The sequence below is a fragment of the Variovorax sp. GW821-FHT09A10 genome, assembly GCF_059418385.1.
The window spans coordinates 1,103,662-1,130,601 of record NZ_JBWKPT010000002.1 but is presented as its reverse complement, the minus strand read 5'-3'; the positions used below and the strand labels follow the sequence as shown (position 1 = coordinate 1,130,601).

Below are 26,940 nucleotides of genomic sequence, written 5' to 3'. Positions count from 1 at the left end.
AGAGAGATGAGAACGGGCGTGGACGGGGCTCACTCGGGCGGCAGCAGCCGGCCGGGGTTGAACAGGTGCGCCGGGTCGATGGCGCGCTTGATCGCATGCATCAGCCGCAACTCGACGGCGGGCTTGTAGCTGCGCATCTCCGCCAGCTGGGTGCGGCCGACGCCGTGCTCGGCGCTGAAGGTGCCGCCCAGGGCGTGGGCGATGTCGTTGACGGCGTGGCGCACCGCCTGTGCCGCGCCCTCCTGGTCCGGCAAGGCGTTCCATTGCGCGAACGAATAGAAGGGAATGAAGTGCGCGTTCCCGTCCCCCAGGTGGGCGACCACCGCGACTGGCATGTCCGGCACGATGGCGCGCACCGCCTGCGTGGCTTGCGCGATGAAGGCCGGCACCGCCGATACCGGCACGGCGCAGTCGGTGGTCAGGCCCATGCCGGCCTTCTTGTTGGCTTCCGACACGCTGTGCCGCACTTCCCACAGGGCCGCGCGCTGTGCCTCGGTCGTGGCCAGCACGGCATCGCCGAGCAGTCCCTTCTCGCTGGCGTCTTCGAGGACATCCTGGAGCATCTGGTCGAGCGCCGCCGAATCTCCGGTGTCGGCCAGCTCGACCAGCACATGCCAGGGGTGGGGTGACGTGAGCGGATCGCGACGCCCCGGCACATGGGTGAGCACCAGGTTCAACTGGTGCGCATCGATCATCTCGAACGCCGAGAGTTGCGAGCCGCAGCGCGCCTGGAACAGACCCAGGACCTCGACGGCGGCCTGCGGATCGGTCGGCGCGAACCATGCCATCGCATGGCTCGTCGGCAGCGGGTGCAACTTCAGGGCGGCGGCGGTGATGATGCCCATCGTGCCTTCCGCGCCGATGAACAGGTGCTTGAGGTCGATCCCCGTGTTGTTCTTGCGCAGCGCATACAGGCCGTCCCAGACCGTACCGTCGGGAAGCACGACTTCCAGTCCGAGCACGTTGTCGCGCGTGCCGCCCCAGCGCAGCACACCCGTGCCTCCGGCGTTGGTGGCGATGGTGCCGCCGATCTGGCAGGAGCCCTCGGCGCCCAGGCTGACCGGGTAGAGGCGCTGGACTTCCACAGCCGCTTGCTGGACCGCGGCGAGCACGCAGCCGGCTTCCACGACCATGGAGTTGTTGGCCGCATCGATCGAGCGCACCTTGCGCATGCGGTTGAGCGACACGATCACCGGCAGGGCCTGTGCCTCGTCCGGTACGGCGCCGCCGCACAGGCTGGTGTTGCCGCCTTGCGGCAGCACGGCGGTGCGGTGCTGCGCGCACAGGCGCACCACGGCGGCGACCTGCGCGGTCGAAGACGGCAGCACGACGCAGGAGGCGGCCCCGCGGTAGCGGCCCCGCCAATCCTGCGTGAAGCCTGCCGTGTCTGCTTCATCCTGGAGCACGGCGTCCCGGCCGAGCAGTTCTATCAGCGCGTCAACGAGCTTCATTTCGGGTCCTTTGCACTGTTTGAGGGATCGAAGGACGTCCAAGGACGCCTCGGCCTGACCTGAGCAATTAACAGGCCAGTAATTGCAATGCGCTCTTGTTAATCGATATACGATTATTATTTTGCCTTTCGGAAAATGGAATCGGGGTTAGCACTCATGCAGAGGGGTTGAGGGGCCTGTGGGGGGAGGCGAGTCGTTCGTGTCCGGGCGTTCTGTGGCCGGCGCGTCGACGCGGCGGTTCAATGCCAGGCAAGGTGCTTTTTCGCGCGGCCGACATGGCGGTAGATGGCATGGCTGCCCTGGCGCTTTTTGCTAGCTGGATGGGGCGGCCGCTGCTTTGAATGGTGGAACTCAGCTTGGAGGTCGTGCGCCGGGCCGCTGAGTACTGACTGGTCTCGTCCAGTGCTGAAGATGGGCAATCCACGCCGCCATACCAGATCGGCCCCGGGAGAGCCGGTGGCGTGAAACACGAGACACTGCACTCCGAAAAGCCAGCGGCAATAGGGGGTTCTCAGCGGTTGAGTTCCCGCTGGCTCAGTGCATGCAAACGATGTCGTACGCCATCGTTGTCGATGCTTGCTTCAGACTGATTGCAGATATTGGTTGTGCCGACGCTGAAGTCTGCTTCCGCGGTAAACCCGCCCTCGGGGGCCTGCGGTGCCGACGAGCTGGCAGCATGCGCTTCGCCACTTGCGAGTATTCTTGTGATCGTCGCATTGCAGCGACCAACCGGCGGGAATAGGGACTCATGTCGATGCCATCGTCATCGCTTGGCGCCTGGCATGAAGTTGACAAAGGTGTCGCGCCTTTCCTGCTTCGGTCAGTCGGCTCCGCTGTGGCCATATCCAGGGGCTCGATCAAAGCTAGTCCACTTCCGGTCGTACTCCATCCGCTCGAAGTGCGCCACCAGGAAGTCGATGAAGGTGCGCACCTTGGCAGACACATGCCGCCGGCTCTGGAAGGCGATGTTGATCGTGAGCCGCGGAAGGTCCCAGTCGTCCAGCACCGAGACGAGCCGTCCGGCCACCAGGTCGTCATACAGGATGTACTTTGGCTGTACCAGGATGCCCATGCCGTCGAGCGCGGCTGCGCGCAGCACCTGGCCGTCGTTCGATTCGAGCAGGCCTTTCACGTGGAGTGTCCGCACTTCGTCGCTTCGGCGAAACGTGAACTCGTTCGGGGTGTTGCTGTAGGTGTAGAGCAGGACGGGGCGGTTCGCCAGTTCCTCGACGGTACGGGGGGCGCCGTGGGCGTCAAGGTAGCCGGGTGATGCCGCCAGGATGCGGCGCGTGGAGGCGAGCCGGCGGATGGTGATGCTGGAGTCGTTCTCGAACTCGCGGGTGCGGATCGCCACGTCGATGTTGTTGTCGATCAGGTCGTAGTAGCGGTTGGACACCTCGACGTGCACGTTCACGTTCGGGTAGCGGTTCGTGTACTCCTTCAGCAGCGGTGCGATGTGATGCACCGAGAACGACAGCGATGCGGTGAGGCGTAGGGTGCCAGTGGGGTTGAGCACGGTCGCGCTGGCGGCGGCCTCCGCTTCCCTGGCATCGGCCAGCACACTCTTGCAGCTTTGATAGAAGTTCTGCCCCACCTCCGTCAACGAGAGGCCTCGCGTGCTGCGCTGAATGAGCCGGGCACCGACCCGCTTCTCCAGCGACCCCAGGTGCCGGCTGGCCGCCGCGTTCGACAGGCCCAGCGACTGCGCCGCGCGCGACATGCTGCCGAGCTCGGCCGTTTGCACCAGCAGCTCCATTTCTGTCCAGCGATCCATTCTTTGTCTCCTGCTCACTCGCTCGCTCTGCGGCCGCGACCTCGGTTGATCGTCGTCCACCGGATGCATCCACGTATCGGGAAAACCCTTGCATTTCCGCTTTCCGGAAATGACGTTTCCGGAAGCCCCATCTATTTTACTTTTATCAACTGTATAAACTAAAAGCACTGCCACACACACGGAGACAGGCGTGCGAAACCTCGACGAAGACAACATCACCCGAGCCGTCATCGGCACGCATGCGAATGCGGGCAATGCCCGGCTGCGAGAGCTGATGACCAGTCTGGTCCAGCACCTGCATGCCTTCGCCCGCGAGACGGCGCTGACCGAAGAAGAATGGTTCAAGGGCATCCAGTTTCTCACTGACATCGGGCACATCACCACCGAAAAACGGCAGGAGTTCATCCTGCTGTCGGACACCCTGGGTCTCTCGATGCTGGTGACCGCGCTCAACAACAGGAAGCCCGAAGGCTGTACCGAGTCCACGGTGTTCGGTCCCTTCCATGTCGAGGATTCCCCGCGGGTCGCGTTGGGTGGCGACGTCGCCAACGGCGCGCAGGGCGAGCCCTGTTTCGTGCGTGGCACCGTCTCCGGCCTGGACGGTCGACCAGTTCCCGGCGCCGAGTTGCAGGTGTGGCAAGCCGACGAGGCGGGCTACTACGACGTGCAGTACGGCGACAACGAGCCGCATCGCGCACGCGCCACGCTGAACGCCGATGCCGCAGGGGGCTTCCATTTCAAGACCATCCGCGCGGTGGCGTATCCGATTCCGCATGACGGCCCGGTCGGCAAGATGCTCGAGGCGCTCGGCCGCCATCCGTGGCGTCCGGCGCACCTGCATTTCATGATCACGGCGCCGGGCTACGAGCGGCTGATCACGCACGTCTTCCGCAATGGTGACCGCTACCTCGACTCGGATGCGGTCTTCGGTGTGCGTTCCTCGCTCATCGCGGACTGGGTCGAACACCCACCGGGCATCACGCCTGATGGCACGCGCAGCGAGGTGCCGTTCTACACGCTCGATTTCGAGTTCGTGCTCAACCCCGACGGGAACTTGAGCCTGGCGCAAGGCCTGCCGCCGCGGTCATGAGCAGCGACACAAAGACCGGAGACGCAATGACACCTTCTGATCCCCCCTTGCTGGAACTGCGCGGCATCAGCAAACGCTTTGCCGGCGTCCAGGCCCTCGACGACGTTTCGTTCGAGCTCTACCCCGGCGAGGTGCACATGCTGCTGGGCGAGAACGGCGCAGGCAAGTCCACGCTGATGAAGGTCCTGTGCGGCGCACACAAGGCCGACGCGGGCGAGTTCTTCCATCAAGGACGGTCCGTCACGATCTCCGGCGCGGCGGACGCGCAGCGGCTGGGCATCGCCGTGATCTTCCAGGAGTTCACGCTGGTTCCTTACCTGAGCGTGGCCCAGAACATCTTTCTCGGCCGCGAGCCGAAGGGCCGCCTCCCGGGCGCGGTCGACCATGTCCAGATGCGCCAGCAGGCGCGGGTGATCATGGACCAGCTCGGCATGGCGCTACACCCCGACACTCTGGTGGCCACCCTAGGCGTGGCGCAACAGCAGATGGTGGAGATCGCCAAGGCCCTGTCGCAGGACGCCCGCATCCTGGTGCTCGACGAACCGACCGCGGCGCTCTCGGACAACGAGACCGAGAAGCTGTTCCGCATGATCGACATGCTCAAGCAGCAAGGCGTGGCAATGGTGTACATCAGCCACCGCATGGCCGAGGTCTTCTCGATGGGTGACCGCATCACGGTGCTGCGCGACGGAAAGAAGGTGGGCTTTCGCATGCCCGGTGAAACCGAGCCGGACGAACTGGTGAGCCTGATGGTCGGCCGGAAGGTCGACATGTCCTACGCACGCGAGTACTGCCGGGCGCCGGGCGAGCTTGCACTGCGGATGCAGGGGGTCACAGCCCCCAGCGGAATTCACGACATCAATCTTGAGGTGCGAGCCGGGGAGATCGTCGGGTTGGCCGGGCTCGTGGGCTCCGGCCGCACGGAGGTCGCGCGCGCCGTTTTCGGCGCCGATCCCATCGACGCCGGAAGCATCGAGATCTTCGGCCAACGCCAGAGCGGTGGGCCCGCGCACGCGCGCCGGCTGGGCGCTGCGCTCATCCCGGAAAGCCGCAAGACGCAAGGGCTCGCGCTCATGCGCTCCGTGGGTGACAACCTGGTGCTGGCCAGCCTGCCGCGATTGTTTCCGTCCGGGTGGTTCTCACCCGCGAAGGCGGCGCGGCAGGCGCGCGAACTGATCCAGCGCATGCGTATCGCCACGCCGGGTCCGCAACAGCGCGTGCAGGTGCTGTCGGGCGGCAATCAGCAGAAGGTTGTGATCGGCAAATGGCTGAGCGCGGAATCCAAGCTCTTCATCTTCGACGAGCCCACCCGCGGCATCGACGTCGGCGCGAAGGCCGAGATATTCGCGCTGATCGATTCGCTGGTGAAGAAGGGCGCTGCGGTGCTGATGATTTCTTCGGAGCTGGCGGAGATCGTCAACGTCTGCGATCGCACCTACGTCATGCGCGAAGGCCGCGTCGCCGGCCATCTGACGCGCAGCCAGATGAATGAAGAAGCCATTTTGACTTTGGGAATGCACCATGCCTGAACTGACCGTTCCAAGTGATGCCGGCCACGGCATGCGCGAGTTGATGCGCCGGCTGCGGCGCAGCGGGAGCGCCAGCGGCGCGCTCATGACACTGGCCGTGCTGTGCGTGGCCTTCGCGCTGCTGACCGACAACTTCCTCGAGACCGCGAACCTGAGGAACGTAGCGGTGCAATCGACCATCCTGCTGCTCATCGCCTTGCCGATGACGCTGATCATCACGACCGAGGGGCTGGACCTGTCGATGGGCGCCGTGCTCACGCTGGCCAACGTGGTGCTGGCGATGGTGGCGGTGAAGACCGGCGGGGTGGTGTTCGCACTGCTGGCGGCACTCGGCGTCGGTGTGGTCTTCGGACTGTTGAATGGGACGCTGGTTGCCCGCCTGGGCATCCCGCCTTTCGTTGCGACCTTGGGCACGCTGGGCGTGGCACAGGGGCTCGCGCTGGTCGTGACCGATGGGCAGAGCGTGGTCGGCATCCCCGACACCGTGCAGATGTTCTACAGCGGCTCGCTGCTCGGTGTGCCGTCCCCGCTGTGGATCGCGATCGCCGCCTACCTGGTCTTCCATGTCGTGCTCTACCACACGCGTTTCGGTGCCTATGTGTTTGCGCTCGGCGGTAACCGCGAGGCCTTGGGGTTGGCGGGCGTGCGCACGCGCTTCTACCTGGTGGCGGTGTATGTCATAGGCGGACTGATGGCGGGGCTGGCGGCGCTGCTCCTGACGGCACGCATCAGCTCGGGGCACCCCACCGCTGCACTCGGCATGGAGTTCGACGCCATCGCTGCGGTGGCCGTGGGCGGCACGTCGTTCGAGAAGGGCAAGGGCTGGCTGCTGGGCACGCTGATCGGCGTGCTGGCCGTCGGCGTGCTGCGCAACGGACTGAACCTGATGGGCGTCACCTCGGCCGTCCAGGTCGCAGCGATCGGATTTCTGGTGATCTTTGCGCTGATGTTCGATGCGCTCCGCGGAAAGCAGTCATGAGCCGCGCAGTTCAACCCCAAGCACTTGATGCGGCAGCGTCCGCCCAGGGAGCCACTCGATGAGTACCGTCATGAAACAACCGCCATCCTCCGCTGCTGCGATGACGCCGAACGCGTCGGGCGGTCTGTGGAGCTCGCTGCCGGACCCGGTGCGCAGCGTCGTCTTCCGCCTGCTGGCACTCGGCTTGCTGTGCCTGGCGCTGAGCCTGGCCAGCGACGCCTTTCTCACCGGCGCGAACATCGTGAACGTGCTGCGGCAGGCCGCGCTGCTGTTCCTGCTGGCATCGGGCGTGACGCTGGTCATCCTCACGGCCGGCCTGGACCTCTCGGTGGGGGCCAACGTGGCCATGAGCGCCTGCCTGGCAGCCACCTTGTTGAAGTCCACGGGATCGATCGCGCTGGCGGTGTTCGCGGGCCTGGGCTGCGGCCTGCTGATCGGCATTGCCAACGGCCTGCTGATCACCTTGATCCGCATCCCGCCGTTCATCGCGACCTACGGAATGCTCTGGATCCTCCACGGCATCACCTACTGGTTCATGAAAGGCGAGACGATCCACGGCTTCCCCGCCACGTTCCGCGCAGTCGGCAGCGGCCACTGGCTGGGCATTCCCATCCCGGTGTTCCTGATGGTGGCTTTCCTGCTGGTCGGCGTGGTCTTCGCGCAGCGCACCCGGTGGGGCCAGGAGATCTATGCGGTCGGTGCCAACCCTGAAGCCGCGCGCCTGTCCGGCGTGCCGGTGAAGCGCCGCCTCGTGCTGGTGTATGCCGTGAGCGGGGCGATGGCCGGGCTGGCCAGCCTGATCTTCCTGGCACGGCTGAACTCGGCCGAAGGCGACATCGGCGAGGCGCTGACCCTGCCGGCGATCGCGGCCGTGCTGATCGGCGGTACCTCCCTGTTCGGTGGCGTGGGATCGGTGTTCGGCACGCTGATCGGCGCGCTCATCCTGACCCTCGTGCTCAACGGCATGAACCTGCTCGCGATCAACGCCAACTGGCAACCCGTCGTCACGGGCGTGATCGTGGTGGCAGCGGTATTTCTAGACAACCTCACCCGTCAAGGAGACAAGCGATGAAAGCAAACATGAAGATGGTCGGCCGCTGCATGCTGGCCGTGATGGCAGTCTGCGGCGCTGCGCCCAGCCTCGCGCAAAGCGGCGAGCGCATCGCCGTGTTCACCAAGAACCAGACCAACCCGTTCTTCCAGGCGGTGCGGTTGGGCGCCGATTCGGCCGCGAAGCAGTTGAACGCCAAGGTCACGCACTATGTGCCGACCAAGCCGGACAGCATTCCGGAACAGATGAGCCAGGTGGAAGACGTGATCGTCAAGAAGCCCGATGCCATCGTCTTCACCCCGGTCGACTACAAGGCCATGGTGCCGGCCGTCGCCAAGATCAACGGCGCAAAGATCCCGGTGGTGAACGTCACCGACCGAAGCGACAGCGGCACCTTCGTTGCCTTCGTCGGTGCCAGTGACTACAAGCTGGGACTGGAGACGGGCCGCTACCTGATCAAGGCCATGGGCGGCAAGGGCAACCTGGTGGTGCTGGAAGGCGTCAAGGGCGCGCTCACGAGCATCGACCGCGTGCGGGGGCTCAACGAAGCCGTCAAGGAGGCGCCGGGCATCAAGCTGCTCGCATCGCAACCTGGCAACTACCAGCGCCTGCAGGCACTGCAGGTGATGGAGAACCTGATGCAGTCGCATCCGAAGATCGATGGCGTCTTCGCCGCGAACGATGCCATGGCAGCGGGCGCCATCGAAGCGCTTGACGGCGCCAATCGCAAGGCCTTGGTGGTCGGTATCAACGGCACCAAGGAGGCGATCGACGCCATCAAGTCCGGAAAGATGCTGGCCACCGGAGACTACAACGGCTTCATGCAGGGATGCATGGCCGTGATGACGGCGGTGCGCGATCTGCGCAAGCTGCCGGTCCAGAAGGAAATCGTCTTCCCCGCCACGGTGATCGACAAGACCAACTACCAGCAGGGCGAAACGCCCGTCGAATCGCGCAGCTGTCCCAAGTGGGAAGACGCCGTCAAGACCTGATTCAGAGCCATCCAGGAGAACCCCGTGATATTCGCATTCCACTTGATCGACCGCCCGGACGGGGCTGCCTTGCGCCAGCGCGTGCGTCCCCAGCACAAGGACTACCTTGCGGCCGTGGCCGACCGCGTAGCCTTTGCCGGACCGCTGACCGAAGACGACGGCACGACGATGATCGGCAGCCTGTTGGCCATCGACTTCGAGGACCGTGCTGCCGCCATGCGCTGGGTGGCGGACGAGCCCTTCACCAAGGCTGGCCTGTACCAGACCGTCTCGGTGTTGCCCTTCACCAACCTGTGGCCGCAGAAGGCCGGCTTTCCTCCAGCCTGAGCCCATGACGATCAAGCACATCGTCATGTGGAACCTGCGCGGCGAGTCGCCGCAGGAGAAGGCGCACGCCATCGAGTTCCTGCGCAGCAGATTCGAGGGTCTGCGCGGCCAGATCCCGGGGATGCTGCAGCTGGAGGTGGGCGTGGACTCGAGCCGCGTCGGCTACGCATGTGATGTCGTGCTCTACAGCGTCTTCGACAGCCAGGAGTCGCTCGCCTCGTATGCCACGCATCCTGCGCATCTGCGGGTGCGCGACGAACTCGGCGACCTGCGCATCAGCCGCCACCAGGTGGACTATGCCGTGAGCGAGGCGGCGTAGTTCCATCCGCAACTGAATTGAATCACGACGCTCTAATGAACAAGCCTGACATCATCAACCCGCACGAAAGATCTCGCGCTTCCGAACGCGATTTCATCTTCACCGCGCAGCCGTCGCGCGTGGTGTTCGCCCCGGGCAGCCTGCAGCGGCTCCCGCAAGAGGTCGAAGCGCTCGGCGCGCGGCGAGCCTTGGTGCTTTGCACGCCGCAGCAGGTTGCGCTGGCGGAAGCAGCATCAGCGCTGCTGGGTTCTGCGAGTGCGGGTGTCTTCAGCGGGGCCGAGATGCACGTTCCGATCGATTCGGCGTGGCGGGCAAGGCGGCATGCCAGCCAAGTCGGCGCGGACTGCGCGGTCGCCATCGGCGGCGGCTCCACGGTCGGCCTGGGCAAGGCCATTGCGCTGGAGTCGGGGCTGCCGATCATCGCCGTGCCGACCACCTACGCCGGTTCGGAGATGACGCCGATCTACGGCATCACCGAGGCGGGCGTGAAGAAGACCGGACGCGACCTGCGCGTGTTGCCCCGCACCGTGCTGTACGACCCGGAGCTGTCGCAGCACCTGCCTGTCGGCATGTCCGTGGTCAGCGGCATCAATGCCATCGCGCACGCAGCCGAAGGGCTGTACGCGCAGGACGGCAACCCGGTCATGTCGTTCATGGCGGAAGAGGGCATCCGCGCACTGGCGCAGGGCCTGCGCGGCATCCACCGCACCCCCGATGACATGGCGGCGCGCAGCGCCTGCCTCTATGGCGCGTGGTTGTGCGGCTCGGTGCTGGGCCATGTCGGCATGTCGCTGCACCACAAGCTGTGCCACACGCTGGGTGGCAGCGTCAACTTGCCGCATGCGGAAACGCACACGGTGGTGCTGCCTCACGCGCTGGCCTACAACGCAGCGGCCGCACCGCAGGCCATGGCCCGCATTGCGGCCGCGCTCGGTGCGCCGGATGCCGCCACAGGCGTGTTCGACCTGGCGCGTGAGTTGGGTGCGCCCACGGCATTGCGCGACATCGGCATGCCCGAGGATGGGCTGGCACGCGTGCGGGAGCTGGCACTCTCCAACCCGTACTGGAACCCGCGTCCGCTCGAAGCCGATGCGCTGAAGCAACTGCTTGACAACGCCTGGGCGGGCGTGCGACCGGAGCATTGACCGCATGGACCCCGATTTCCTCATCGTCGGCGGCGGCACTGCAGGCGCGGTGATCGCGTCGCGCCTCTCGCAGAACCCCGCGCACCGCGTGCTGCTGCTGGAGGCGGGCGACGACATCCTGCCGGGCCGCGAGCCGGCGGACATCCAGGACCCTTTTCCCGCGTCCACCCTCAACCCGCACTATTTCTGGGATGGCCTCACGGCGACAGCCCGGGACGGCGGCACGCCCGCACGGTATCCGCAGGCACGGGTGATGGGCGGCGGCTCCAGCATCAACGGCCTGTTCGCGCTGCGTGGCGTGCCTTCCGACTACGCGCGGTGGGGCGCGGCCGGGGCGCGCGGCTTCTCGTGGGATGCCGTGCTGCCGTACTTCCGCAAGGTCGAAGACGACCGCGACCGGCGCGATGGCGCCGGAAACCCGCACGCCATCGCCCGCACACCGAAGGCCGAGTGGCCGGCGTTCGTGCGTGCGATGGAGCAAGCGGCCCACAGTGCGGGCCTGCCCTTCGTGCCCGACATCAACGAGCAACCGGGCGATGGCTTCTTCGCCATGCCCAATGCCATCGACGCCGAGGCGCGTGTCACCACGCCGGGCTGCTACCTGACGGCGGCCGTGCGCGCGCGGCCCAACCTGCAGATCGTGCCCAACACCCAGGTCACGCGGCTGCGCATGAACGGCGCCACGGTGACGGGCGTCGATGCCATCCGGGGCGGCGTCGCCATCCAGTACCAGGCACGCCATGTCGTCGTCTGCGCTGGCGGCATCCATTCGCCGACCTTGCTACTGCGCTCCGGCGTCGGGCTCACCGCCGATCTGGCCGCGCTGGGCATTCCGACGGCTCTGGACCGCCCCGGCGTCGGCCGCAATCTGCAGAACCATCCGTACATGTTCTTCGCCCTCACGCTACCGCGCGGCAAGCGGGTGGCCGCCGGCTTGCGGCGCTTCGCGGTCGCGGGCGTGCGCGCCTCGTCGCGCCGGCCCGGCGCACCCGAGGGCGACCTGTTCACCTTCGCGCTGGGGCGGGTGAGCGGCGAGTCTTTCGGGCCCGATTTCTCGCTGGTGGGCAGTGCCTTGTATGCCCCCAAGTCACGCGGGTATGTGCGGCTCCAGAGCGCCGATCCACTGGCTCACCCGGACATCAATTTCCGCTTCCTGTCCGATCCCGAGGATGCGCCGCGCATGGTCCAGGCCGCGCGGCTGACCGAACGGCTGTTGCGCGATCCGCGTGTGGCGGCCGAGTACCACGAAGCCTTCCTGCTCCCCGGCGCACTGGCGATCAGCCAGTTCAACCGTCCTGGGCTGGCGGGCAAGGTCCTGTCGCTGGCGGCGGAGATGGCGGCCAATTCGCCGGGCCTGCTGCGCCGCACGATCTTCGGTCGCGCGTTCAAGAGCGGGGCGCCTGCTGCGCACCGCGGCGGCGGGCGCGTCATTTCCGACGAGGAGATCCTGTCGTCCCTCTCGCCCATGGGCCATCCGGTCGGCACCTGCGCCATGGGCGAGGAGGGCGATCCGCTCGCGGTGGTGGACGACGCCTTCCGCGTCCACGGCGCCCGCAACCTGTTCGTGGCCGATGCCTCGGTGATGCCGTCCATCACCAGCGCCAACACCAACCTTCCCACGCTGATGCTGGCCGAGATGGCGGCGCAGCGCATCAGCACCTCCACACGTCACTGAGGACTTCACCATGTTCAATTACTTCAAGGTCTATTCCTGGAACCTCGCGCTGTCGATGGCGCTGGACGCGGGCGCCAACATGGACGAGATCGATCGCGCCTGCCGCGCCCTGCGCGACGTGGAGGACGACTCGGCCCATGCCAATGACTACTTCCAGGCCTGGGCCGGTGCGGGCGCCAAGCTGGCCCAGGCCGCGGCCGTCGACGAGAAGGCTGGGCACCTGCTCTCGGCGGGCGAGAAGTACCGCCGCGCCTGCGTCATGTACATCACGGCGGAGCGCATTCCCGCGCACGACCATCCGCCGCGCCTGGCCGCGTACGACGAGCTGCTGTGGACTTTCCGCAAGTTCGTCGAATGCGCCGGCGCCAATTGCGAGAAGGTGTCCGTGCCCTTCGGCGATTCCTTCCTGCCTGCGCTGATGGTGTCGGTCGGCAGCGCCGACAAGCCCGCCCCCTGCATCGTCCATTTCAACGGGCTCGACGGCGTCAAGGAATACCTGTACCTGTGCGGCCTGCCCGCCATGCTGTCGCAACGCGGCGTGTCCATCCTGCTGGTGGACAACCCCGGCGTGGGCGAGGCGCTGCGCAAGAACGGCCTGCACAACGCACCGGAAGCGGAGCTTCCCGCAGGCGCATGCGTCGACTACCTGGAAACTCGCGCCGACGTCGACAAGACGCGCATCGGGATGATGGCGCTGAGTCTGGGCGGCTACCACGCGCCGCGCGCCACGGCCTTCGAGCCGCGCTTTGCCTGCTGCGTGGCTTGGGGCGCGAACCACGACTGGCCCACGCGCTTTCGCAAGCGCATGGCCGGCACGCTCCAGGCACAGAACTCGGTGCCGCACTACATGGCGCACAACATGTGGGTGCTGGGCAAGGACAGCATCGAGGCGTGCGCCGAGGTCATCGACCGCTTCTCCCTGGACGGCGTGGTGGAGCGCATCCGTGTGCCGATCTACATCACCCATGGCGAAGACGACCGCCAGATTTCCGTCGTGGAAGCCCGCAAGACCTACGACGGCTGCGTGAACTCGCCGCGCAGGGAGCTGCGCATCTTCACCGCCGAGGAAGGCGGAGAACAGCACTGCAGCATCGGGAACATGAGCCTGGCGACGAACGCCATGGCGGACTGGATCGCCGATGTTTTGAAGACCGTTTGATCACAGCAAAAAAGGAGACCTCCATGTCCAGAAGAACCTTCATTTCCTCCCTCACCGGCGCAGCGTTGGCGGCGGCGCTCATGCCGGGTGCCGCCTTTGCCCAGGCCGATGTGATTCGCATCGTCGTGCCCATCGGCGCCGGCAACCCCTTCGACACCGGCGCGCGTGCGTTGGCCGAGGGCTTGGCCAAGGTCACCGGCAAGACCGTGATCGTCGACAACAAGCCAGGCGCGGGTGGCCGCATCGGCACGTCGGAAGTGGCCCGTGCCAAGCCCGATGGCCTGACGCTGCTGTACACCACGGCGGGCCACGCCACCAACGCGGGGCTGTACGACAACCTGCCCTATGACCCGGTGAAGGACTTCACGCCCGTCACCATCGTGGGCAAGTCGTCGGGCTTCGTGTTGCTGGTGCAGGCCAACTCGCCCTTCAAGACCATCCAGGACCTGATGGCCGCGGCCAAGGCCAAGCCCGAGCAGATCAGCTACGGCTCCTTCGGCAACGGCAACACCACGCACATCATCGGCGCCATGTTCGCCCGTGCCGCCAACCTCAAGTTGCTGCACGTGCCCTACAAATCACCACTCACGGACTTCCTTGGCGGCCACGTGAACATGGTGTTCATGGGCACCTCGACGGCCATCCCGCTGATCAAGGACGGCCGCGTGCGGGCGCTGGCCGTCTCGTCGGAGGAGCCGGACCCGAACCTTCCCGGCGTGCCCACCTTCCGGCAGCTGGGCTACAAGGACGTGGACGTGCCTGCCTGGTCCGGCATGCTGGCGCCGCGCGGCATGCCCGACGACAAGGTGCAGGCCCTGTACGCGCAGATCGGCGAAGCAGTCAAGCAGCAGGCCTACCAGGACAACCTGAAGCTCACCCAGGGCAAGGTCGTGATGTCCAAGCCGCAGGATTTCAAGAAGCAGCTCGAAGCCGAGGTGACGCGCTTCAAGAAGGAACTGCCTGAACTGGGCATCAAGGGTGACTGATGAAAGTGCATCTGATCGGGGCAGGCAAGATGGGCCTGCCGATGGGCAAGCACCTCGTCGCGGCGGGCCATGCAGTGACTGTCGAAGACCTCAGCGATGAACGGCTGAAGGCCTCCGTCGCACTCGGCATGGTGGCGGCGCAGGGGCCGGTGGGCATCGCCGAGGCGGAGGTGGTGCTGTCGTCCCTGCCACACGACGACGCGCTGTGGCACGTCGCGCAGGAAGTCGTTCGCCATGCGAGGCCGGGAACGGTCTACATCGACACCAGCACGGTGTCTCCGACCGTGTCCGCGCGGGTGGCCGACCTGCTGGCGAGGCAGCAGATCGTCTACCTGCGCGCCACCGTGTCCGGCAACAACCACATGGCCGACGCCGCGCAACTGACGCTGCTGGTCTCGGGCCCGAAGGACGCCTACGAACGCATGCTGCCGCTGCTCGCGCGCTTCGGCCCCCAGCAGTATTGGTTGGGGGAGGGCGAACAGTCCCGCCTGATGAAGCTGGTGGTGAACTTGATGATCGCGCAGACCAGTGCCATGCTGGCCGAATCGCTCACGTTGGGCGAGAAGGGCGGCTTGCGCTGGGAGGACATGTGGGAAGTGCTCACGCACAGCGCCGTGGCCTCACCCATTGTCAAGGCCAAGTCCGCGCAGCTGGCGCAGCGGGACTACACGCCCACCTTCACCGTCCTGCAGATGAGCAAGGACGTGGGCTTGATCCTCGATGAAGCCCAGCGACTGAAGGTGTCACTGCCGCAGACGGCCATGACCCAGCAGGCCTTGCATTCGGCCGCTGCCAACGGCGATGCGGACGCGGACTACGCGGCGGTCATCCGCTGCGCCGAGCGGGCGGCGGGGCTGGCCTGAGGGCCTGGCCCCAGTCCGAACGCCGAACCACCCACAACAGCTCACACCGAGCTTTTCGAAGCGCTGCCGGCGCTTCGGGGGATCGGTGCGCCTGGACCGAAAAGACCAACCATAGGAGACAAGAAAGAATGAGCACACAACGAGAAGTCGAATTCCTGAGCCAGGGCATCAAGCTGCGCGGCGACCTGGTGTTGCCCGACGGCCCTGGCCCCTTCCCCCTGCTGGTCATGGGCGGGGGCTGGTGCTATGTGAAGGAGATCGTCATGCCGCACTACGCCAAGACCATCGTGGGCAAGGGCGTGGCGGTGCTGATGTTCGATTACCGCTGCATGGGCGCCAGCGAGGGCATGCCGCGCCAGCACATCGACCCGGCGGCGCAGATCGAGGACTACAAGAGCGCCATCACCTTCGGCGAGACGCTGCCCGAGATCGATGCCGACCGCATCGGCGTGTGGGGCATCTCCTATGCGGGCGGCCACGTGCTGGTGGTGGGCGCCACCGATCCGCGCGTGAAGTGCGTGATCTCCAACATTCCCGTGGTCGATGGCTACGAGAACATGCGCCGCGTGCATGGCTCGCAACGCTTCCATGAACTGACCGAGTTGTTCCTTGCCGACCGCCGCGAACGCACCCTGGCGGGCACGGCGGGCGGGCGCATGCCGATGTCGTCGCTCACGCCGTTCACGCAGCTGAGCACCTGGCCCTTCCCCTCGATCCACACGATCTTTCACGACATCAAGGAACGCGAGGCGCCGCGCCACGAACACTGGAGCACCATCGAATCGACGGAGCTGCTGCTGTCCTACAACGTCGCACCGTTTGCCAAGCGGCTGTATGACACGCCCACGCTGATGATCGTGGCCGAGGGCGATGAGATCACGCTGTGGGACCTGGAGATTGCCGTGTTCAACAGCATCCCCAGCGCACGCAAGCAACTGGCGGTGCTGCCCAAGGTGTCGCACATGAGCCTGTATGCCAAGCAGGACGATCTGGCGGTTGCCGGTGGACTGGCGGCGGACTTCGCCGCCAAGCAACTGGGAGCGAATGCCGCATGACAGCAACCACATTCCCTCAAGGCGCGGTGATGGAAGAGAGCGCGGAAGAGAAGGCGCTCTTTGCCAAGATCAGCTGGCGCATCCTGCCGCTGCTGCTGATCGTCTACTGCTTTGCCTTCATCGACCGCGTGAACATCGGCTTCGCCCAGCTCCAGATGAAGGGTGAGCTTCACTTTAGCGACCAGGTCTTCGCCCTTGGCGCGGGCATGTTCTTCGTCGGCTACCTGCTGTTCGAGGTGCCGAGCAACATGTTCGTGGAGCGGGTCGGCACGCGCAAGACCCTGCTGCGCATCATGGTGTGCTGGGGCACGTGCGCCACGGCCATGGCGTGGGTGAAAGAGCCCTGGCAGTTCTACACGCTGCGTTTTCTGCTCGGTGCCTTCGAGGCGGGCTGCTTCCCCGGCATCGTCCTGTACTTCACCTATTGGTATCCGTCGGCGCGGCGCAGCCGGGCCATCGCGGTGTTCATGACCTCGACCGTCATCTCGGGCATCCTCATCGGCCCGATCAACGGCGCGCTGATGAAGTTCGGCCATGGCTTCATGGGCTACCAGGGCTGGCAGTGGATGTTCATCGCCAACGGGCTGCCCTGCCTGCTGATCGGTGTTCTTTGTTATTTCTGCCTGAGCGACAGCCCTGCCCAGGCCCCGTGGCTCAGCGCTGGAGAGAAGCGGCTGCTGGCCGAGCGGCTCGCCAGGGATGGCGCAGGGGCCGGTCGCCGAAGCCACGGCGGCGGCGCTGTCCGGGCCCTGCTGCGAAACCCCATGCTCTATGTGTTCTCGCTCATCAACTTCCTGTTTCTCGGCGCCGTCTATGTGCTGGTGTTCTGGACGCCGACGCTGATCCACAGCTGGGGTGTGAAGGACCTGTTCCAGATCGGCCTGCTGGCCGCCATCCCGAACATCGTGGGCGCGGTCGGCATGATGCTCATGAGCCGCAGCTCCGACCGCCACCAGGAGCGGCGCTGGCACTTCGTGGGCGGAGTGGCACTGATCGCGGTGGGCTTGCTGGGCATTGCCGTGCTGGCACCTGGCGTGCCGGGTTCGATTGGCCTGCTGTCGATCGCGACCATCGGCACGGCATCGATGACGCCGCTGTTCTACGCCTACGTCGCAGACTACCTGCCGAGGGAGCAGGCCGCCGTCGGCCTGGCGATCGTTCCGTCACTTGCCAACATCGCCCCGATCGTGACGCCCGCCATCGGCGTCTGGCTGCGGACCTCGACAGGCAGCAACACCGCCAGCCTGTTTTTCATCGTCGGGCTCTACGCCGCTGCGGCCGTCCTCATGGTCTTCGCTGTGCGGCAGCCCAAGGCTGCCATCTGAAACAAGGGAGAGACCATGGACTACACCACTGAAATTCGCGACGGCATGGCCATCGACTGGGACGTGCCAATCGAAATGGACGACGGCAATGTGCTGCGCGCCGACGTCTTCCGGCCCCTTGCGCCGGGCAAGTACCCCGTCCTCATGACCCATGGCCCCTACGGCAAAGGCTTGTCCTTCCAGGAGGGCTACAAGACACCGTGGGACCTGATGGCCGCGCGCTACCCCGACGCGCTGGAGGGCTCCACCAACCAGTACCAGTCGTGGGAGGTGTGCGACCCCGAGAAGTGGGTGCCGGATGGCTACGTGGTCGTGCGCGTCGATTCGCGCGGCGCGGGGCGCTCCCCGGGCTTCATCGATCACTTCTCGGCGCGCGAGAACCAGGACTACTACCAGTGCATCGAGTGGGCGGGCGTGCAGCCCTGGTCGAACGGGAAGGTGGGTCTGAACGGCATTTCGTACTACGGTGCCGGCCAGTGGATCGTCGCCGGCATGCAGCCGCCCCACCTGGCCGCAATCTGCCCGTGGGAAGGCTTCAGCGACGCCTACCGCGAGTCCGCGTTCCACGGTGGCATCCGGTGCTCCTTCGGCAAGAACTGGCAGGAGCTCCAGGTCCGGAGCGTCCAGCATGGGCGCGCGGGCGGGCCGGTCAGCAAGATCACGGGCAAGCCGGTGTGCGGCGACGAGGTGTTCAGCGAAGAGACGCTCAAGGCCAACCGGGCGGACGTCGCAGGCCGCTCCGCAGCGCACCCGTACGACGACGCGCTCTACGCGCAGGGTCGGGCGAAGCTGAACCAGGTGACGGTGCCCGTTCTTTCCGCTGGCAACTGGGGCGGGCAGGGCCTGCACCTGCGCGGCAACGTCGAGGGCTTCCTGGGGGCCGCGTCAGAGCAGAAATGGCTGGAGCTGCATGGCAATGAGCACTGGACGCTGTTCTACGCAAAGTACGGTGTGGACTTGCAGAAGCAGTTCTTCGGTCACTTCCTGAAGGGCGAAGACAACGGCTGGGACCAGCGCCCGCCCATCCTGCTGAACGTGCGCCACGTGGACAAGTTCGTTCAGCGCGCCGAAAGCGAATGGCCGCTGGCGCGCACGCAATGGACCAAGATGCACCTCGATCTGGAGGGCAAGGCCCTGTCGTCCACGCCCTCTGACAAGGCAAGCACGGCGGCCTTCGACGCGACGCGCAACGGTGGCCTCCGCTTCATGTCTGCGCCCTTCAAAGAGGAGACGGAGATCACTGGGCCAATGGCCTGCAAGCTCTTCGTCTCGTCGTCGACCACCGACGCGGACCTCTTCCTCGTCCTGCACCTGTTCGACCCGGAGGGCAAGGAGAAGGTGTTCCAGGGCGCGCTCGACCCGATGACCTCGGTGGGCAAGGGGTGGCTGCGCGCCTCGCGGCGCGAACTGGACCCGGCGCGCAGCTTGCCGTACCGTCCGTTCCATGCCCATCAGCGCGATCTGCCGCTGGTGCCCGGCCAGCCGGTGGAACTGGATGTGGAGATCTGGCCCACCAGCATCGTGGTGCCCGCAGGGTGGCGCATCGGCCTGACCGTGCAGGGCAGGGACTACGAACAGGAGGGGCCGGTGAGCCAGTTGTCAAACGTGAAGAACCCCATGAAGGGATGCGGTCCCTTCCTGCACGACGATTCCGAGGACCGCCCCCCGGCCATCTTCGGCGGCCAGACCACGCTGCACACGGGCGAAGGGATGCAGCCGCACTTGCTGTTGCCCATCGTTCCGTTACGCTGAACCCTTCTTCGACGAGGTGAACGATGAATGACACGCTGGACATCAGAATCGACGGCACCCAGGTGACGTCTGCTCAGGTCGAAGACTGGGAGACCCGCCGTGCGCGGGTCGTCTTGCCGAAGCTGAGGCGGATGCTCAAGCGCGAGGCGAACGCCCAGCCGCTGCCAGACGATCTGGCGTCGTTGCGCGCCGAATTGCTGTGGCTCAAGGAGGAATGCGGCCGCCAGGGCTTGCGTGACGGGCTGAGCGGCGGCATCGGCATCGCGGGGTTTGTCTCGAAGCTCACGGGCTTCTTTTCGGGCGGACGCCGCAAGCAGTGCGTGACGGAGGTCAGGGTGCCGCGTTGCAGCGCGAAGCAGATCTTCGACACCATCGACGATCTGATGCGCAACGACACGCCGGCCAATCGGCAGAGCAACCTGTTGGCATGCCCTGACCACTATGTGCTGGAGCCTCGCGGCGATACGCTGGAGGTCATTGAGACCACGGGAGGCTCACCTTTCCCGGCCCGGTTCTTCATGCGATTCGACGACGAATCGGGCGTGAAGACCCCGCGCGATCCGGCCTATCCCTATCAATCTGTCGGCACGGCGCGCCTGATGGATGGGACGGCCTTGGGCGGCGTCCGGCACCAGATGCGTGACGACGGGGACGGCGCGCTGGTGCGATTGATGGTCGAGTTTCCCTCGGCGGTGCCCCAGCACATGATCCGAGAACATCAGTGGCACCTCGCCTGCGAGTTCTCGCATTGGCTCCGGGAGGCTATGAAGGCTGCGGAACGAGCGACTTGAATCCTGCGGAGAGGAAGGGGAGCATTCGCTTGAAGACCTCTTCGACGTCACTTGCCTTGATCTGGCCGAACGACAGGTGCTCCACCCGACCTGGCTCGGCTACGGTGGCGACCATGGCCCCGACCATGAAGCTGAAGGCGTAGTAGAGGTCCTTCTGCGGCATGCCGGGGAAGGTCCGCTCGAACTCGTTCAGGTACTGCCTGGCGACCGGGTCGTAGTGCTCGCTGAGAACCTTCGAAAACTCGGGCGAATTCGCATGGCGGGCGACGAACAGCGAGTAGTTCTTCCAGCCCTTGCCGCCGGCCACGCTTCGTTCGACGAAGGGCCACACATAGCCCGACACGAGGTCTTCCACTGGCAAGGCCCCGCCTTGCACCCGGGCCCGCGCCGCGTCCAGCGCAAGAATCCGCTCGTGTGCCATGTAGGCGGCGCGGCGTTTGATCACGGTGCTGAAGAGCACATCCTTCGTGCCGAAGTGGTAGGTGACGAGCGCAATGCCAGAGCCGATCACCTCGGCCACGTCGCGCATCGAGGTCCCGTGAAAGCCATGGGCCGCGAACAGTTCCTCGGCCGCATCCAGTATCCGCTCGCGGGTTCCTTCACCATCGCGCCGCGTGTTCACGCGCGTGATCCCGGGCTGACGCGCAGGGGCGGCTTGGGTTCGCTCGGGCTTGGGTGCCCGTGGGGCCGCTTTCATGGCAACGCGGCGGACGGGGGAGGGGGATGGATATCCAGCACAGTCTGTTCATCTGTCTAATCTGGCTTGGAGTCTACCTTCGGCACTCCCGCCAAGTGAACGTTTCTTCAGTTGCCGCCGCAGTTTCGTCGCAACGTCGCAGACCATTCGAGTTCGGTCACTACAGCACTACGCCTGTTGATTGCCGCCGAAGTTTGACCCAGTTAACGCAGTAATTTCCGTCTAAGACTGACCCACGTAAAACCTTACCCTGCTGTTTTTTAAAGCAGGGGATCCTAGGAGTGATAGACGTGGCGACATTGAGTGTCATCAGACGCTGGGCCCTGCGCGAGCAGATGTCCATTCGCGAGATAGCCAGGCGTACAGGCCTGTCTCGCAACACCGTAAAGAAGTACCTGCGAGCCGGCGATGAAGAGCCGCGCTACTCCAAGCGGACGAGTTCAAGCAAGCTCGATCCCTATGCCGAGAAGCTCGCGACCTGGCTCGCGATCGAGGCAACCAAATCGCGCAAACAGCGGCGCAATCTGCGGCAGATCCACACAAGGAGAACACCAAGCACTTATCCACACTGTGAAGCCTTCAGGCTCACAAAGCGGGTGGGTCAGTATTCAATGGAAATCTCGGGTCGGAGATCGATGGAATCCAACAGGATTCCCTTCACCCGCTCCAGCCCCCATTCCCAGGCATTCCTTGCGACCTCCATGAAGGTCCACGCGAAGGAAGCCTGCGCGATCTAGCCAAAGCCAGCGCCTCCACGGGGCACGGCACCGGGACCACCGGTGTCTCTGGTTGAACTCAAGCCGCCTCGCTCGCCAGCTACACCAGCGCATCCGCCAGCGGCGCGCGCGCCAACCCGCGCAGCCACAGCATGCCCACCGTGCGCAGCGCTGCGGGCAGAAATCGAGGTCAAGGCGTTGCCGCGCGCGCAAGTTGCCGTTCTTCGACGCCGTGGGCTGACCCGACCCCGTGCGTGCAAGAAGCGATTCAGGTCACTGCACCTCGTCGCACCACACCCTGAACCCGTCCAGCTCGTTGGGTCCGAAGGTGCTGGACAGCGCCACGTCGCTGGCGTCGCGCCCTTGCGCGATCAGCACGCGGCCGATGCGGGGCACGTTGTTGCGCGCATCGAAGGTGTACCAGCGGTCGCCCAGGAAGGCCTCGAACCAGCCTGCGAAGTCCATCGTGCCGTACGGCGGCAGGGTGCCGACATCGCCGAGGTAGCCGGTGCAATAGCGGGCCGGAATGTTCAGGCAGCGGCACAGCGTGAGCGCCAGGTGCGCATAGTCGCGGCACACGCCTTGCCCTTCGTTGAAGGCCTCAAAGGCTGAGCGGGTGCGCCGCGCGTGCTGGTAGCCGAACTCGATGTGGTGGTGCACGAAATCGCACACCGCCTGCACGCGGCCCCAGCCGGTCGGGCCGTTGCCGAAGCGCTGCCAGGCGAAGTCGGGCAGCAGGTCGGTCTCGCAGTAGCGGCTGCCCAGCAGGTAGAGCAGGGTGGATTCGGGCAGGTACTCCACCGGCACCTGCGGCGCCGAGGGCACGACGACGTCGGGTGCGCCGCTGTCGCGGACCACGGTGTCGGTGCTCAGTACAAAGCGGCCCGCAGGCGCGACCAGGCGTGTGCACCAGTTCCCGAACAGGTCGCGGTAGGCGGTGGTGGCGACGGAAGGGTTGGTGAGCAGGTGGTCGGGGCGCTGCAGGTCCGAGGCGCGCGAGTAGTGGATGCTGAGGGTCAGGATCATCGGCGTCGGCCGGGGAAACTGGTACGCGATCTCGAAGCCGAGGTGGATGTTCATCGGCCCATGATGCGCCTTCGTTCGCGGGTGCGCGGGAATTCGCGGCGGGTTTCAAGCTTCACGGATCGTCGGCGCTCCTTGCGCAGGATGGCTTCCAGCGCTTTCATGGCGTGCGAAGCCCGACAGACGCAGGGATCGCCGGGACATGCCCGGCTGCTAGAGTGGGCCGCTCCATCAAGGGCGCAAGAATGGGCTTGTCGGGCATCCTCGTCGCACTCCTTCTGTTGATCTGGCTGGCGTTTCGCAGCTGGAGCGTGCTGCTGCTGGCACCGGCCGCCGCGGCGCTGGTGGCGCTGCTGAGCGGCGAACCCGTGCTCGCGCACTGGACCCACACCTTCATGGGCAGCGCGGCGCATTTCCTGACGCAGTACTTTCCGCTGTTCCTGCTCGGCGCCGTGTTCGGCAAGCTCATGGAAGACAGCGGCTCGATCACCGTCATCGCCGATGTGCTGATGCGACGCCTCGGGCCGCGCCACGCGGTGCTGGCCGTGGTGCTTGCCGGCGCGCTCGTGACCTACGGCGGGGTGAGCCTGTTCGTCGCCTTCTTCGTGCTCGCGCCGATGGCGCAGCAGCTGTTTCGCGAGGCGGGCGTGCCGCGCCGCCTGATGCCCGCCGCCATCGCGCTGGGCACCTCGACCTTCACGATGTCGTCGCTGCCCGGCACGCCGGCGATCCAGAACGCGATTCCGATGCCGTTCTTCGGCACCACGCCGTTCGCCGCGCCGGGGCTGGGGCTCATCGCCTCGGCGGTGATGCTGGCCTTCGGCCTCGCATGGCTGCGGCGCCAGGAGGCGAGGGCGCGCCGCGCGAACGAGGGCTTCGGTGCCGATGGCGCACGCGCGGCGCCGGCCGCGCTCGAGAACGACGCCACGCTGCGCGAACGCGCCAGCGCCGCGCGCGAGTTCGATCCGGCCGAGATGGCGCACAGCCGGCGCGCCGAGGTGGCGCCGCGTGCGCTGCTGGCCTTCCTGCCGTTGGCGGTGGTCATCGGCGTGAACCTGCTGATGTCGCTGGTCGTGCTGCCGCGCGCGAACCTGGCGTACCTGGCCGCGCCCGAATGGGGCGGGCTGTCGCTGTCGGCGGTGGGCGGGGTCTGGTCGGTGCTGGTCGCGCTGGCCTGCGCCATCGCGGTGGTGATCGCGACCCAGTGGCGCCGGCTCGATTCGCTGCGCGCCACGCTCGGCGCGGGCGCCAATGCCGCCGCGCTGCCGGTGCTCAGCGTGGCGAGCCTGGTCGGTTTCGGCGCGGTGGTGGCGGCGATGCCGGCCTTCGGCCTGGTGCGCGATGCCGTGCTGGGCATCGGCGGCGGGCCGCTGGTGTCGCTGGCGGTGTCGACCAACGTGCTGGCCGCGCTCACGGGCTCGGCCTCGGGCGGCCTGACGATTGCGCTCGACGCCCTGGGCGGCACCTACCTGGCGCGGGCCGCGGCCATCGGGCTCGATCCGGCCCTGTTGCACCGCGTGGCGGTGATCGCCTCGGGCACGCTCGACAGCCTGCCGCACAACGGTGCGGTCGTCACGATGCTGACGGTCTGCGGCTGCACGCACCGCGAAAGCTACCGCGACATCGTGATGGTCAGCATCGTCAGCGCCTTGCTGGCGCTGGTGGCGGTGATCGGGCTGGGGACGGTGTTCGGCTCGTTCTGAGCCGTTGGAAGTGTGGCGAAAACGCCGAGAAAAATATTTCTCCGGGTTTTTCAGCGTCGCTGCCTGTTTCGCAGGCACCGTGTTGCAGGCCCCGCCAGGCAACGGTTTCGCGCGCTGCACACACGGTTTTCCACAACATTGTCCCCATCGGATTGGGAAAACCCGTCACTTCGGTGTGCTAGGGCCCTCGCTGGGCAGGGGCAGCAGCAGCCAGACGGTCGTGCCGACGCCGGGCGTACTCTCCGCGCCGAGGGTGCCTTGGTGTTTCTGGACCACCGCGCGCACGACCGAAAAGCCCAGGCCCATGCGCCGTGTGCCCGTTCCCTTCGTGTCCCCGGCGGCGGTGTCCGCGGTGCTCGGGGTGCGTCGGCCGCGCGGTGCGTGGAGCAGGGCGTCGAGTTGTTCGGGCGTCATGCCCGAGCCCTGGTCGCCCACGGAAATTCGCACGCGGGCCGCGTCGGTGGCTGCGGCGCCGGGCGCGAGGTCCATGCGCAGTTCCACGCTGCGGCCGGACGGGCTGTGGCGGATGGCGTTGTTCAGCAGGTTGACGATGGCGCGGGTCAGCAGGGCGCCGTCGGCGTGCAGCAGGGTGTCGCCGGCGGCGTCGTCGACGCGGGCTTCGACGCGCACGCCGTGGGCCTGCGCGTAGTGCCAGACCTGGTCTCTCGCATCGAGCAGCACGGCGCCGATGTGCGTGTCCGCAAAGCGGTAGTCGTCCGATTCGGCGAGCGCGAAATCCATGAAGCCTTCGGCCATGGCGAGGGTGCGCTCGGCTTCGCGGCGGATCGCCGTGCGCATCGACGGATCGCCGGCTTCGTTCATCGCGAGGATGCTGAGGATCGTGACCTGCGGGCTGCGCAGGTCGTGCGACAGGAACTGGCGCCATTCGTCGCGCTGGCGCTGCGCCTCGCGCTCGGCCGTGAGCTCGGGCAGCATCACGACCCAGCCGCGGTCCTCGGGCGCGTCGCCGCTGAAAGCCGCGGCCTCCGGGCGGAACACGCGCGCGTCGGGTGTCACGTACTCGCCATGCAGCCGATCGGTCCAGTGGTCGGCGTCCGTGCGGGCCGGCGCGCCGTTGGCGGGCGGCACGGCCAGGGGCGCGATCAGCTCGGGCAGCCGCACGCCGCGCAACGCGGCCGGGGTCGGGTCGTCGCCGTGCGACGGCATGGCGCTGCCGCCCAGCAGCCGGAAAGCCGCTGCGTTGCCCGACCCGATGCGTCCCTCTTCGTCGCAGATCAGCATGGCCACGGGCATCGCCTGCAGGGCCTTGTCCATCAGCTGCTGCATGCGCCGCAGGCGTGCAATGGCGCGGTCGAGCGCCTGCTTGGGATGCTCCGCCGGGTCGGCAGGCTCGGGCGCACGGGCCGGCACGACTTCGAAGGTGCCGCCCGGGAGCGCATCGAGCACCTGCGCGCGCTTGCGCAGGTAGATGAACTGCGACTCCAGGCGACGCCAGCTCCACAGCAGGTAGAGGATCGCCAGGCCGAGCATCGGCGCGGCGGGCGGCAGCCAGTGGTGGCACGCCAGCATGGCAACGCCGCTGATCAGCAGGCAAGTGCTCGCCAGGCCGACGGCGATCGGCAGCGCATGCCGGCCCCTGCGCAGCAGCAGCCACAGCGCGATCCACAGCGGCACGACGGTCCAGGCCGCATGCCACAGCGGGGGGGACACGCTCACATTGCGCCCGTGCATCAGGTTGTCGATGGCATTGGCGTGCACTTCCACCCCGGGCAGCACGCCGCGAATGCCGGCGTTGGGCGTGAGCGTCTGGTCGCCGAGGCCGGGCGCGGTGGCGCCCACGAGCAGCAGCTTGTCGCGCAGCAGCTCGACGGGCACTTCGCCGCGCAGCACGCTCACGTAGGGCACGGTGCGGTAGCTGCCGCGCGGGCCGGCGAACAGCAGGCGCAGCGGGCTCTGGCGCAGCCAGTCGACCGGCGTCGCCTCGGGGTCGGCCACGGCCTGCGGGACGCGCTGCGCCATCAGCGCGCCCACGTAGGGCTGCAGCTGGTTCGGATAGCCCTCGAGCAGGTACAGCGTGCGCGCCACGCCGTCGCTGTCGGGCGCCAGGCCGGCATGCCCCACGCCGCGGGCCTGGGCGGCAAAGTCCGGCAGCGGCGGCAGGAAGCCCGGCCATTCGTGGCTGGTGAAGGCCAGGGGGCTCGCGTGCAGCAGCGGCAGGTACACGGGCAGCAGGCCCATGGCCTGCGCCAGGCGCGCGTCCTCGCGCGGGTCGGCGCTGGGCTCGGTCAGGAAGAGGTCGAGCAGCACCGCGCGCGGCGCGGCCGGCGCGAGCCGTTCGAGCAGGCGGGCGTGGGTCTCGCGACTCCAGGGCCAGCGCCCGAGTTCGCGCAGGCTGTGCTCGTCGATGGCGATGATCAGGATGTCGGGCGACGCCCGGTGCGAGGCGAGGATCAGGAGGCGGTCGTGGATGTACGCATCCAGCTGCAGCAGGCCCGGGCGGTGCGCCAGGCCGAGCATGGCCAGCGGCAGCAGCAGCGCCATCAGCAACCGTTCGAGGACGAGGCGCATGCGCGTGCC

General features: G+C 66.7%; 22 protein-coding genes and 1 pseudogene. 18 read left to right on the top strand and 5 right to left on the bottom strand.

Annotation, left to right across the window (positions count from 1 at the left end; all coding sequences use genetic code 11):
• Positions 1 to 29: 29 nt before the first annotated feature.
• Together AC07Q9_RS12025 and AC07Q9_RS12020 are read right to left on the bottom strand one after the other, a co-directional pair.
• The gene (locus AC07Q9_RS12025; RefSeq protein WP_495309573.1) at positions 30 to 1,451 is read right to left on the bottom strand and encodes an FAD-binding oxidoreductase; all 1,422 of its coding nucleotides are present in this window, start codon (positions 1,449 to 1,451) and stop codon (positions 30 to 32) included.
• Between the two features lie 820 nt (positions 1,452 to 2,271).
• A complete protein-coding gene (locus tag AC07Q9_RS12020) occupies positions 2,272 to 3,225 on the bottom strand; it encodes a LysR family transcriptional regulator (RefSeq protein ID WP_495309572.1) in 954 nt (317 codons plus the stop codon).
• A gap of 190 nt (positions 3,226 to 3,415) precedes the next feature.
• Here AC07Q9_RS12020 and AC07Q9_RS12015 point away from each other — a divergent pair, with 190 nt between their 5' ends.
• From AC07Q9_RS12015 to AC07Q9_RS11940, 16 genes are all read left to right on the top strand, one after another.
• On the top strand, positions 3,416 to 4,315 hold the full coding sequence (locus AC07Q9_RS12015; RefSeq protein WP_495309570.1) for an intradiol ring-cleavage dioxygenase: 900 nt from the start codon (positions 3,416 to 3,418) through the stop codon (positions 4,313 to 4,315).
• Between the two features lie 26 nt (positions 4,316 to 4,341).
• Positions 4,342 to 5,844, top strand: a complete 1,503-nt coding sequence (locus AC07Q9_RS12010; protein ID WP_495309569.1) for a sugar ABC transporter ATP-binding protein — start codon at positions 4,342 to 4,344, stop codon at positions 5,842 to 5,844.
• Positions 5,837 to 6,823, top strand: a complete 987-nt coding sequence (locus tag AC07Q9_RS12005; protein ID WP_495309568.1) for an ABC transporter permease — start codon at positions 5,837 to 5,839, stop codon at positions 6,821 to 6,823. The genes AC07Q9_RS12010 and AC07Q9_RS12005 overlap by 8 nt, the downstream gene beginning before the upstream one ends.
• Positions 6,824 to 6,881: 58 nt before the next feature.
• Complete coding sequence (locus AC07Q9_RS12000; protein ID WP_495309567.1) at positions 6,882 to 7,895, top strand: ABC transporter permease; 1,014 nt, start codon at positions 6,882 to 6,884, stop codon at positions 7,893 to 7,895.
• Positions 7,892 to 8,866 (top strand): sugar ABC transporter substrate-binding protein, encoded by a 975-nt coding sequence (locus tag AC07Q9_RS11995; RefSeq protein WP_495309566.1) that lies wholly within the window; start codon positions 7,892 to 7,894, stop codon positions 8,864 to 8,866. The genes AC07Q9_RS12000 and AC07Q9_RS11995 overlap by 4 nt, the downstream gene beginning before the upstream one ends.
• A gap of 24 nt (positions 8,867 to 8,890) precedes the next feature.
• On the top strand, positions 8,891 to 9,193 hold the full coding sequence (locus AC07Q9_RS11990) for a YciI family protein (protein ID WP_495309565.1): 303 nt from the start codon (positions 8,891 to 8,893) through the stop codon (positions 9,191 to 9,193).
• Positions 9,194 to 9,197: 4 nt separating this feature from the next.
• Positions 9,198 to 9,512, top strand: coding sequence for a Dabb family protein (locus AC07Q9_RS11985; protein WP_495309564.1), 315 nt, complete (start codon positions 9,198 to 9,200; stop codon positions 9,510 to 9,512).
• Positions 9,513 to 9,547: 35 nt separating this feature from the next.
• Positions 9,548 to 10,657, top strand: coding sequence for a maleylacetate reductase (locus tag AC07Q9_RS11980; RefSeq protein ID WP_495309562.1), 1,110 nt, complete (start codon positions 9,548 to 9,550; stop codon positions 10,655 to 10,657).
• Positions 10,658 to 10,661: 4 nt separating this feature from the next.
• Positions 10,662 to 12,332 carry a GMC family oxidoreductase gene (locus tag AC07Q9_RS11975; protein ID WP_495309561.1) on the top strand — a complete coding sequence of 557 codons (1,671 nt, stop codon included), beginning with the start codon at positions 10,662 to 10,664 and terminating at the stop codon, positions 12,330 to 12,332.
• A 10-nt stretch (positions 12,333 to 12,342) separates the two neighbouring features.
• Entirely contained in the window at positions 12,343 to 13,491 is a 1,149-nt protein-coding gene (locus AC07Q9_RS11970) for an alpha/beta hydrolase family protein (RefSeq protein WP_495309560.1), read from the top strand.
• Between the two features lie 23 nt (positions 13,492 to 13,514).
• Positions 13,515 to 14,477, top strand: coding sequence for a Bug family tripartite tricarboxylate transporter substrate binding protein (locus AC07Q9_RS11965; RefSeq protein ID WP_495309558.1), 963 nt, complete (start codon positions 13,515 to 13,517; stop codon positions 14,475 to 14,477).
• On the top strand, positions 14,477 to 15,340 hold the full coding sequence (locus AC07Q9_RS11960) for an NAD(P)-dependent oxidoreductase (RefSeq protein WP_495309557.1): 864 nt from the start codon (positions 14,477 to 14,479) through the stop codon (positions 15,338 to 15,340). Before AC07Q9_RS11965 ends, AC07Q9_RS11960 begins: the two co-directional genes overlap by 1 nt.
• 128 nt (positions 15,341 to 15,468) lie before the next feature.
• Entirely contained in the window at positions 15,469 to 16,395 is a 927-nt protein-coding gene (locus tag AC07Q9_RS11955) for an alpha/beta hydrolase (protein WP_495309555.1), read from the top strand.
• Positions 16,392 to 17,720: an MFS transporter gene (locus AC07Q9_RS11950; protein ID WP_495309553.1), complete on the top strand. Its 1,329-nt coding sequence runs from the start codon at positions 16,392 to 16,394 to the stop codon at positions 17,718 to 17,720. Before AC07Q9_RS11955 ends, AC07Q9_RS11950 begins: the two co-directional genes overlap by 4 nt.
• A gap of 15 nt (positions 17,721 to 17,735) precedes the next feature.
• Entirely contained in the window at positions 17,736 to 19,472 is a 1,737-nt protein-coding gene (locus tag AC07Q9_RS11945) for a CocE/NonD family hydrolase (RefSeq protein WP_495309551.1), read from the top strand.
• A 23-nt stretch (positions 19,473 to 19,495) separates the two neighbouring features.
• Positions 19,496 to 20,263 (top strand): hypothetical protein, encoded by a 768-nt coding sequence (locus tag AC07Q9_RS11940; protein WP_495309549.1) that lies wholly within the window; start codon positions 19,496 to 19,498, stop codon positions 20,261 to 20,263.
• Here AC07Q9_RS11940 and AC07Q9_RS11935 read toward each other — a convergent pair.
• Positions 20,235 to 20,885, bottom strand: coding sequence for a TetR/AcrR family transcriptional regulator (locus AC07Q9_RS11935; RefSeq protein ID WP_495309546.1), 651 nt, complete (start codon positions 20,883 to 20,885; stop codon positions 20,235 to 20,237). The two genes, AC07Q9_RS11940 and AC07Q9_RS11935, sit on opposite strands and share 29 nt — an antisense overlap.
• A gap of 356 nt (positions 20,886 to 21,241) precedes the next feature.
• Between AC07Q9_RS11935 and AC07Q9_RS11930 the strand changes: the two are divergent.
• Positions 21,242 to 21,499: pseudogene (locus AC07Q9_RS11930) on the top strand (helix-turn-helix domain-containing protein); the annotation flags it as partial.
• 450 nt (positions 21,500 to 21,949) lie between these two features.
• Here the strand turns inward: AC07Q9_RS11930 and AC07Q9_RS11925 are convergent.
• Positions 21,950 to 22,756, bottom strand: coding sequence for a transglutaminase-like domain-containing protein (locus AC07Q9_RS11925; RefSeq protein WP_495309544.1), 807 nt, complete (start codon positions 22,754 to 22,756; stop codon positions 21,950 to 21,952).
• 188 nt (positions 22,757 to 22,944) lie between these two features.
• Between AC07Q9_RS11925 and AC07Q9_RS11920 the strand changes: the two genes are divergently transcribed.
• Positions 22,945 to 24,402, top strand: a complete 1,458-nt coding sequence (locus tag AC07Q9_RS11920; RefSeq protein ID WP_489057111.1) for a GntP family permease — start codon at positions 22,945 to 22,947, stop codon at positions 24,400 to 24,402.
• A 165-nt stretch (positions 24,403 to 24,567) separates the two neighbouring features.
• Here AC07Q9_RS11920 and AC07Q9_RS11915 read toward each other — a convergent pair whose 3' ends face one another.
• Positions 24,568 to 26,931: a CHASE2 domain-containing protein gene (locus AC07Q9_RS11915; RefSeq protein ID WP_495309541.1), complete on the bottom strand. Its 2,364-nt coding sequence runs from the start codon at positions 26,929 to 26,931 to the stop codon at positions 24,568 to 24,570.
• Between the last annotated feature and the right edge of the window lie 9 nt (positions 26,932 to 26,940).

Bases quoted from the DNA above. Each gene is read 5' to 3' on its own strand.
- AC07Q9_RS12025 (WP_495309573.1), bottom strand. From the start codon at position 1,451: ATGAAGCTCGTTGACGCGCTGATAGAACTGCTCGGCCGGGACGCCGTG.
- AC07Q9_RS12020 (WP_495309572.1), bottom strand. From the start codon at position 3,225: ATGGATCGCTGGACAGAAATGGAGCTGCTGGTGCAAACGGCCGAGCTC.
- AC07Q9_RS12010 (WP_495309569.1), top strand. From the start codon at position 4,342: ATGACACCTTCTGATCCCCCCTTGCTGGAACTGCGCGGCATCAGCAAA.
- AC07Q9_RS12005 (WP_495309568.1), top strand. From the start codon at position 5,837: ATGCCTGAACTGACCGTTCCAAGTGATGCCGGCCACGGCATGCGCGAG.
- AC07Q9_RS12000 (WP_495309567.1), top strand. From the start codon at position 6,882: ATGAGTACCGTCATGAAACAACCGCCATCCTCCGCTGCTGCGATGACG.
- AC07Q9_RS11995 (WP_495309566.1), top strand. From the start codon at position 7,892: ATGAAAGCAAACATGAAGATGGTCGGCCGCTGCATGCTGGCCGTGATG.
- AC07Q9_RS11985 (WP_495309564.1), top strand. From the start codon at position 9,198: ATGACGATCAAGCACATCGTCATGTGGAACCTGCGCGGCGAGTCGCCG.
- AC07Q9_RS11980 (WP_495309562.1), top strand. From the start codon at position 9,548: ATGAACAAGCCTGACATCATCAACCCGCACGAAAGATCTCGCGCTTCC.
- AC07Q9_RS11975 (WP_495309561.1), top strand. From the start codon at position 10,662: ATGGACCCCGATTTCCTCATCGTCGGCGGCGGCACTGCAGGCGCGGTG.
- AC07Q9_RS11970 (WP_495309560.1), top strand. From the start codon at position 12,343: ATGTTCAATTACTTCAAGGTCTATTCCTGGAACCTCGCGCTGTCGATG.
- AC07Q9_RS11965 (WP_495309558.1), top strand. From the start codon at position 13,515: ATGTCCAGAAGAACCTTCATTTCCTCCCTCACCGGCGCAGCGTTGGCG.
- AC07Q9_RS11960 (WP_495309557.1), top strand. From the start codon at position 14,477: ATGAAAGTGCATCTGATCGGGGCAGGCAAGATGGGCCTGCCGATGGGC.
- AC07Q9_RS11955 (WP_495309555.1), top strand. From the start codon at position 15,469: ATGAGCACACAACGAGAAGTCGAATTCCTGAGCCAGGGCATCAAGCTG.
- AC07Q9_RS11950 (WP_495309553.1), top strand. From the start codon at position 16,392: ATGACAGCAACCACATTCCCTCAAGGCGCGGTGATGGAAGAGAGCGCG.
- AC07Q9_RS11945 (WP_495309551.1), top strand. From the start codon at position 17,736: ATGGACTACACCACTGAAATTCGCGACGGCATGGCCATCGACTGGGAC.
- AC07Q9_RS11940 (WP_495309549.1), top strand. From the start codon at position 19,496: ATGAATGACACGCTGGACATCAGAATCGACGGCACCCAGGTGACGTCT.
- AC07Q9_RS11925 (WP_495309544.1), bottom strand. From the start codon at position 22,756: ATGAACATCCACCTCGGCTTCGAGATCGCGTACCAGTTTCCCCGGCCG.
- AC07Q9_RS11920 (WP_489057111.1), top strand. From the start codon at position 22,945: ATGGGCTTGTCGGGCATCCTCGTCGCACTCCTTCTGTTGATCTGGCTG.
- AC07Q9_RS11915 (WP_495309541.1), bottom strand. From the start codon at position 26,931: ATGCGCCTCGTCCTCGAACGGTTGCTGATGGCGCTGCTGCTGCCGCTG.